At 46.7% G+C, this 8,332-nt stretch carries 7 protein-coding genes; all 7 read right to left on the minus strand.

The annotated features are described in order from the left end of the window. A partial coding sequence (locus tag AC3DOM_RS13050) for an alpha/beta fold hydrolase (RefSeq protein WP_487919488.1) occupies positions 1-2,447 on the minus strand: 2,447 nt, incomplete at its 3' end. A 239-nt stretch (positions 2,448-2,686) separates the two neighbouring features. Continuing rightward, positions 2,687-3,889: an MFS transporter gene (locus AC3DOM_RS13055; protein ID WP_487919489.1), complete on the minus strand. Its 1,203-nt coding sequence runs from the start codon at positions 3,887-3,889 to the stop codon at positions 2,687-2,689. A gap of 33 nt (positions 3,890-3,922) precedes the next feature. Further along, the gene (locus tag AC3DOM_RS13060) at positions 3,923-4,255 is read right to left on the minus strand and encodes a 4a-hydroxytetrahydrobiopterin dehydratase (RefSeq protein WP_487919490.1); all 333 of its coding nucleotides are present in this window, start codon (positions 4,253-4,255) and stop codon (positions 3,923-3,925) included. Positions 4,256-4,321: 66 nt separating this feature from the next. Beyond that, complete coding sequence (locus AC3DOM_RS13065; protein ID WP_487919491.1) at positions 4,322-5,974, minus strand: glucose-6-phosphate isomerase; 1,653 nt, start codon at positions 5,972-5,974, stop codon at positions 4,322-4,324. Then, positions 5,961-7,055, minus strand: coding sequence for a transaldolase (gene tal / locus AC3DOM_RS13070; RefSeq protein ID WP_487919492.1), 1,095 nt, complete (start codon positions 7,053-7,055; stop codon positions 5,961-5,963). The genes AC3DOM_RS13065 and tal overlap by 14 nt, the downstream gene beginning before the upstream one ends. Positions 7,056-7,114: 59 nt before the next feature. Continuing rightward, a complete protein-coding gene (locus tag AC3DOM_RS13075) occupies positions 7,115-7,432 on the minus strand; it encodes a four helix bundle protein (RefSeq protein WP_487919493.1) in 318 nt (105 codons plus the stop codon). A 166-nt stretch (positions 7,433-7,598) separates the two neighbouring features. Beyond that, positions 7,599-8,051, minus strand: coding sequence for an RpiB/LacA/LacB family sugar-phosphate isomerase (locus AC3DOM_RS13080; protein ID WP_487919494.1), 453 nt, complete (start codon positions 8,049-8,051; stop codon positions 7,599-7,601). Positions 8,052-8,332: the final 281 nt, after the last annotated feature.

Raw genomic sequence — 8,332 nt, forward strand, 5'->3', positions numbered from 1 at the left:
ACTGGTAGTGCGATCAGCGATGTTTTGTATAGCTCCCAGGTTAGTCCATTTGCTTCTACTTCACCAACTATATGCGGAAAACTATCTAATCCTATCCCCTCAAAATCTCCTACGATAATGCCCATCAGCGTATCAAAATCAAGCCCGACCTGCATTACGCTAACGCTGGTCATATCCCAGGTGGATGATTCTCTACGAAAAGTAGCAGAGTCTCCATCTCTGGTCCAACTCAGGGGGGCGACAGTAACAATTCCAGATAATTCACTGGCTATCGGAATCAAATTGAGCGGTGGCTCTCCTTCATAGGGAACAGAAAATTCGGGAGAGGGCATATCTGCTGCACAAGAAGTGTCAGGCACCATTTCTGGGTTAGCCAAAAAACTTTGAAGAATTTTCTGAGGGCAGACAGAATTTTGACTAAAGGCAACACCATGCCCCTGCCCGGGAAACTCGACGTATATTGAGCGGCTCAACCGCGCTGAGACCTGCTTTGCCCAAAAAGGCGGAGTCGTTGAATCGTATTCCCCTGCCATAACCAGCGTTGGGATGTCGCCAGAGACAGCATCATTTTCGTTTGGCCGGATTCCTTCAACCTGCCAGGTATCACAAAGATCAAATATAAAATTTGGGTCACCATAAACCCAGGACAAACCAATCGCTTCAGTGTCGGGATAGGAGGCCAGGTCATCGCCAACTTCTTTTGGTGTAGAGGCGTAGACTTGCTCGCGACAATTAATAGAAAGGTATGATCCAAGATTGATATCGTTTACCGCATTTACAGGAAAAGATAAAATAAAACCAAGCATATTTGTTTCTCCCGCCTTTGCACGCTCAATTGCCTGAGGAATAACTCCTTGAAGATCAGGATCACGCATCGCCCATAATATTGTACTCATAAATTCCACACCATTTACGCTATGGCTATAATCATCTTCATCATAGCCAAAAATGCTTGTATAGAGTGGTTTTTCCTGGAGCTGTTTCACTAATACCCGCAAATCATCTTCAAGATCAGGATAAGCAAAGCGACATTTCGAGCTCGCTGCGCAGCCAGCAAATAAAGTTTCCAGAGAGGCTTGTGCAATTTTTGCGCTTTCGTTAAAAACCCTGCCTTCAATTGGCAAAACTGAATCAAGAACAGCAGCAGATACGACCTCAGGATTTTCGCGCATGACAACTTGTGCCAATCGCGTGCCGTAGGATACCCCAAAAAGTATGGCTTCTTCGTACCCCAGGGTCAAAATTACATCTTTAACATCTGCTGCGTTTTCCATTGTATTATAGGATGATAGATGTACACCCTGCGAAACCAATCTATCCCTACAATCCTCAAATGCCGTTAAGTATTGCTCTTCTCTACTCTCCAGGGAAATTTCATCGGCAGCATCAGCCTCGTAAATTTCATCTAGTTGGGGGCAATCAAGGTTCGGTTCAGAAAGACCCATTCCGCGTTGATCTAATAGTATAAAATCACGTTCTGCTACAAAAGGGGCAATAGTCCAATAAAAATATTTGCTCATGAACTCAATGGCCTCCTGCCCCGGACCTCCCTGTAAATAAATAACAGGCGTTGCGGAATTATCGGTACCACGATATATAGCCACCGCCAAACGAATTCTTTTTTCCACATCCCCATAGCGATTCTCAGGGACAATTACGAAACCACAATCCACCTTTGTACCCTCAGGAATTTCAAAACTACACTCAGATGGTTCAAATTCAGATAAATAACCCTTCGCATCCAACGCAGAAAAAGGTAATGGCGTCGCTGTAGGAATTATCGTTGCTATTGGGGTCGGTGAGGAATAAGGTGTAACAGTGGATGGCAATATGGCCAAATTTATTTCATCCATCAATTCAGTTTGCAGTAAATAAAAAGTAAAAACACCTGCGATAGAAAAAACAGCAATTATACCCAGGATGGCTAATATAACTTTTTGTCCTCTTTTTATATTTTTCCCGGGTTTGCTGAAACTCTTTTCTTCACTATCATCAACATCCCCAGCTAAATTTTCCTTATCCACAGGCTCCTCAAAAAAATATGGGGGCTTTTTATCAGAACCGGACTCTTCCTCACCGCCCTCTTGAAAAACAGAACTATCAGGTTCAGCAGAACGGGGAAATGTTGTTTCAGTTTCAGGAAATAAGGTTGATGTGGGAACCGGCTCAAATATAGATGGGGGGTTTATCCTGGGGGTTTCAGGCTTCAGGTAGCCTATCAGCTCCAATTCTTCCCGCGCTTCAATGTGATCAGGAGAAATTTTTAATACCCACCGAAAACAATAGATCTTCTTTTCAGAAGATGACACGGATTTTCCCAGCCAATACCAACCCTCAGCTGATCGAGGATCCGCCTGTACAACCTGGGCAAGCAACGATGCCGCCCTCGTGCTATCCCCTGACTTCCAGGCGGAAATTCCTTCCAGCAAAAGTTTTTCTATGGTCATATTCGCTTCCCCTCAAATGATATTTGGGTAAGGTCTTCACGATTGTAACAAGGATTCCCATACCTTACAAATATCCGCTCAGATAGTATTTCTCCTATTAATTAAAAATATCATCAATACAAGATGGGGATAATTGGCGGATTTTTTTAAATTTTTAGAGCTGACTAAATGCGATAATGGCAGCCAAGGCAAAAACCATTTTATCATGAGCTCATGGGAGCTAATTCCTTATTCTTTTTCTATTCAACAGCATCGTTCAAGAACGCCCAAATCAACCCAGCCGCTAACGCAAAACTGACACTGGCGACAAGCGTAATTGCTCCAAGACCACGCCATGCCCACAAGCTGGTGGTGAGAATAGGTCCAATAGCCAAACCAATCCCATTGCCCAGCGCAATCAACGCAAAAATGGTTGCCCGCGCATTCGGGGCCTGCTCCCCATACAAAGGGAATAATGCTACGATGGAATACTCGATCCAAAAAACGGTGGCAACCAAAAGAATCCGAATTACAAGCAGATTTTCGCGAGCCAGAGGGATGGAGGCAAACATGATCGCCGAAATAGCAACGCCGATCAAACTGGTCCGGCGTTTACCAAGACGATCAACAATTAGTCCCGCAAGAATCGCCCCCAACAGCTCTGCAATTCCAATTTGTTGCGCCATCAAACCCAGATCAAGAGCATCAAAACCAAAATCTGCACTCAGCCAGATACCCCAAAAAGTCATAAAAATGCCCACCCCGATAAAAAGCAGGATTGCCACGCCAAGCGATGCCTGGATATTTCTTTTTCGCAATAATTGCCTCATACCATTTTCTGCTTTTCCCCCTTGCGTACGTGACTTTGTTTCTGGCAAGTAAACCCAGGTCAAAATGGCAGCAACAATGCTCAATGCGCTTAGTCCAAAAAAGGGTGTCTGCCAACCATAGATATTGATCGCCCAGCCAATGACAGGCATCATCACCATCCCGGATACCGCAAAAGCAATATCGATGGATGCCAGAGCACGTCCGCGTCTTTCAAATGGAGCCAAATCGCTGATATATGCCTGTTGGGCGGGTAAGAAGGCGTTGACTGCCAAACCACAAAAAAGGATCGGGATTGCAGCCCACCATCCTGATGAGAAGGCAATTCCAACCAACCCCAAAGTCTGGGAAAGCAAGGCAAAAGCCATGATCTTGCGACGCCCATATCGATCGGCCAAGGTCCCAATCAGCGGGCTAAAAAATGCAGAGGCCGAACGAATCATCAAAAGCCAGCCAAAAACAGAAATGCTGACTTCCAGACCTTCAGAAAACTGGGGGACAAAGGGGTAAAGCATCCGAAAACTTGTATCAACGATCAAACGAATGCTAAAAAGTGAGGCGATCAACCCCAATCCCAACCCAAAGAAATTCGTCGCTTTTGCCCCGAGGCTATCCTTACTGGTTACCGGCCCCAATGAAACCTCCCTTTAATTAATCCGCAAAGAAACCTATAAAGAATCTGTCTTTGCAGCCATGATGAAATCGTTTTTGTGTAACCCGTTAATCGCGTAGGTCCACCACTGGATTTTCACGCTCCCCCATTCGGTAATTATTCGCGGATGATGACCTTCCCTTTCAGCTTCTTCCCCCACACGATTTGTGAATTCCAGGGCATTTCTAAAGTTCTTGAAAGAGAAACTTCTTTCCAGTCTCTGGACACCATCTACTTCGATCAATTGCCAATCTGGCACCTCAGGTAAAAGCATCGCAATTTCAAGGGAGGGCAATGTTGGTGTATCTCCATGGCAGGCCACACAACTAAATTCGTTTAGCTTTTTCATTATAGTTCCAATATTCTTAAAACATAATCCCGCCACGAAGGACGAGATTTTTCAGTCATATAATTTTCACTGTAATTGAGACAGCTTATCCAGTGATGGCAAATGGACCCGCAGCACACGTCGACCCGAGGCAAGCAACGCAGAAAAATCGCCAAGAGTCTGTGCCCGTTCAAGTGTGCCAAAACTCATTCCCTGTGCTGGAATCTCTATATCAGTCTCCGCATCCATCGTGATCTGGATAAAAATTCCATTATTCGCCCCGCCCTTATGCAGCTGACCCGTCGAGTGCAGGAAGCGTGGACCATATCCGAGCGTGGTCGCAAGTCCGGTTTTACCCTGGATAAAATCACGAAGCTTTTTGAGGGATGCGCCTGTTTGCGGATTGCGTGGCAAATAAGCCTGGAGGGCAACATAATCACTTTCCTGCCCCTGTGCCAAAAAGGAATCAAACGCGGAGCTCAGGTCTGCCTCCCTTATCTCAAAATCTGCATAGAGTTTGACGCCATCCTGCTCCCAAACGGGTTGCCCCTCATCCAACATGCCATTCTGGTTATACGCATCAATTTGGGCTCGCGCTTCGATCTTTGCGGCCTCAACATTGGGCTGGTCAAAGGCATTTACCCCGAGAATATGACAGGCGATGGCCGTTGCGTATTCCCAGCGATAAAACTCTGTGAAGAGTGAATAGTGATTCGTGATGGGGATTACTACGATTGGATGGTTTTGCACTCCAAGCTGCTTAATTAATTCATCATGCGCGCCATCCTGGCGGAGATAAACAAAGAGGCGATCTTCTTCGTATTTATCTGCAGCAAGGAGGGATTCACCATCCACCGGGATAATCCCCTTCCCCTCTTTGCCGGTCGATTCCGCGATGAGCTGCTCTGCCCAGGCGCCGAATGAATTAAAGGAAGTATCTGTGATCAGGGTTAATTTATCACGACCAGCCAGAGCGGCTTCCCCCATCACTGCCCCCAATAATATGCCGGGATTGTTGGCTGACCCACCCTTCGTCTGCGCTTCGCTTCGCTCAGAGACTGCACAGTGAGCCATCATCTCTGCTGCAGAATCCAAAGCGCGATCCAGATCAACCCCCATCAGCGCGGCGGGAACAAGACCGAAGGCAGTCAGCGCAGAGTAGCGTCCGCCTACGTTTGAATCGGCAAGGAAAATCTTGCGGAAATTGCTTTCCCTGGCAAGTTTCTCCAGACCGGATCCAGCATCGGTGATGGCAATGAAGCGACTCCCATCACCGCCGCTTTGCTCCCAGAAATAGTAAAACGCAGACATGGTCTCTGCCGTGCCGCCAGATTTGCTGGCAACGATATAGAGAGTCTCAGTTGGCGGGAAGTTTTGCGCGGCTTCGGCAACCTGGGCAGGATCGGTTGAATCCAGGATGGCAAATTTTCCAGGTTTAAGGTTGAAGATTAATGACATCACTTCGGGGCCGAGGGAGGAGCCACCCATCCCGAGTAATAATGTCTTTGTAATTCCTGAATCTTTGACTTCCTGAGCAAAGGCTGTTGCTTCTTTTGCTAAATCACGGGATGTCTCTGGCAGATCAAGCCAGCCAAGGCGATGTTTGACCTCAGCTTGTCCTACGGGATCATCCGTCCACAGGGTCGGGTCATGCGCCCATAGACGGGAATTAACGGAATCAGCTTTGAGTTGGGCGATCCGCTTGGAGACGGAAGCCTGCAATTCTTTAAGCTGCGTCACGTCGTCGCTCCTCAATTGTTTCCAGGAGACCGGTAAATGCATCCGCAAATGCTTTGACACCCTGGTCTTCCAAATCCTGCGTTGCCTGATCCAGAGAAATGCCAGCCGCTTCCAGGTCGGCGATGGCTTGATACGCCCCATCAAGATCACGGGTCAGAGTCACAGACGCTGTGCCATGATCCTTGAATGCCTCGAGGGTTTTCGGCGGGACAGTGTTGACCGTCGCCGGCCCGATCAACTCATCAATATAGAGCGTGTCAGGGTATGAGGGATCTTTGGTACTGGTGGAAGCCCAAAGCGGACGCTGATAGTTTGCACGAGCAAGCTGAAGTTTGCCAAACCGAACACCGCTGGTAATCTCCTGGAAAGCCTCAAAGGCTAATTTGGCATTCGCGATGGCAATTTTTCCGCGCAAGGGCGAATTGGCGGGAAGCTGTTTATCAATAATGCTATCCAGGCGGGAGATGAAGAAAGATGCCACAGAATGGACGCGCTCAATGCTGCCCTCATTATTTTCGGCAAGAATGCGATCCTCAAGACCAGACATATAAGCATCCATCACTTCGCGGTATCGTTCAATCGAAAAGATAAGGGTGACGTTGACATTGATCCCTGCCGCAATCGTCTGGCGTATGGCCGGGAGGCCTGCCTTTGTGGCCGGAATTTTGATCATCAAATTAGGGCGATTGACCCGCTCCCAGAGTTCCGCCGCCTGTGTGACAGTGCCTTTGGTTTCGTTTGCCAAATAAGGGCTGACCTCGAGCGAAACGTAGCCATCACCACCTTCGCTTTCTTCATAAAGAGCTGTAAATATATCGCAGGCATCCTGGATATCTTTAATCGCCAGTTCCCAGAAGATCGATTCAGCGTCCTCGCCTGCCTTTGCCATTGGAATTAGGGCAGCATCGTAATCGTTCGATTTTGCAATGGCGTTCTGAAAAATGCTCGGGTTGGATGTCACACCGCGAATATCGCCGCGTTCGATCATCGCAGCCAGTTCACCGTTTTCCAATAGTTTTCGCTGGATATTATCGTACCAAATGGATTGACCAAAGCTGGTTAGTTCTTTTATGGGGTTCATAGATTCACCGTTTCGATTGTAAAAATGTTTGAATGTTCAAAGGTTAAAATGTTAGAAGGTTAGACTTCGTAGGTATCAAAACCTTCGCGTACCTGGCGTGATTTAGGGTGGCTTTCAAGATAAGCAATAAATCTGGCAATTTGGCCAGATGCTCTTTCTACAAGGGTAAATGCCTTTTTGAAATCATTTTCTGAAATATATTCAAGATCGCGCGTGACATAAAGTTGAGACCGCACTTCTCCCGCAGAGGCTTTTGCGTATCCAAGATATTTTATAAATTGCGGCTGAGTTTTGCTCTCAAAACCTTCAGCGATATTGCTCATCACCGAAACTGAAGCACGACGAATTTGATCTCTCAATCCAAAAATCTCGTTCAAATTTTCCTTGGTTTGACATGGCATAGATCAGTTTCGTTAATTCACGTGCTGTTTTCCACGCTTCAATTTCTTCAAATCGCCGAATGGTCGGCATAATGCTCCTGCTCCAAAATGAGTTTTTTTAGATTGATATTTTCCAAGTTTGAAACCCCAACATTCAAACCATTCAACTTTCCAACTTTCGAACTTTTTTTACTCTCCTTGCATGTCGTTCTTCCCCGGGGTCATTTCCGAGGAATCGCGCACCCAAAAAAGCTGCCACAATTTCCTTTACTGGCTCAGGCCCAATAATTCTTGCGCCCAGGCAAAGCACATTCATATCGTCATGTTCCACTCCCTGATGCGCCGAATAGGTATCATGGCAAATCCCTGCATAAACACCCTGCATTTTATTGGCAGCGATATTCGCGCCCACACCCGATCCGCACAGCAGGATTCCACGTTGGGCCCCGCCGGCCTGGATCACGCGTCCGAGCTTTTCTGCAAAATCAGGATAATCCACACTTTCCATGCTATCCGTACCAAGATCAATTGGCTCATGCCCCGCTGCTCGAACAACATCTATCAATGTCTGCTTGAGAGGATAACCGCCATGATCGCAAGCTATTGCTATTTTCATTTTCACCTTTAATTCAGTCTCAAAATGCCAAATATGATCAGAACAATCCCTGTCGCCGCATATATCACACGAGAAGTTTTCCTGCTAAATCTCGGAGTTTCAGATTTCTCAATATCCATTCCCAAATATGCTGCACGCAATCCATAAAGTCCCGCGCCAATCAAAATAAAACCGTATAGGGTATTGAAATCCATTTATTTAAGAATCTCACGTGTACGTGCAATTACATTTTCAACCGTGAAACCGTATTCTTCAAAGATCCTTTCCGCAGGAGCGGAGGC

Source organism: Candidatus Desulfolinea nitratireducens, assembly GCF_982879505.1.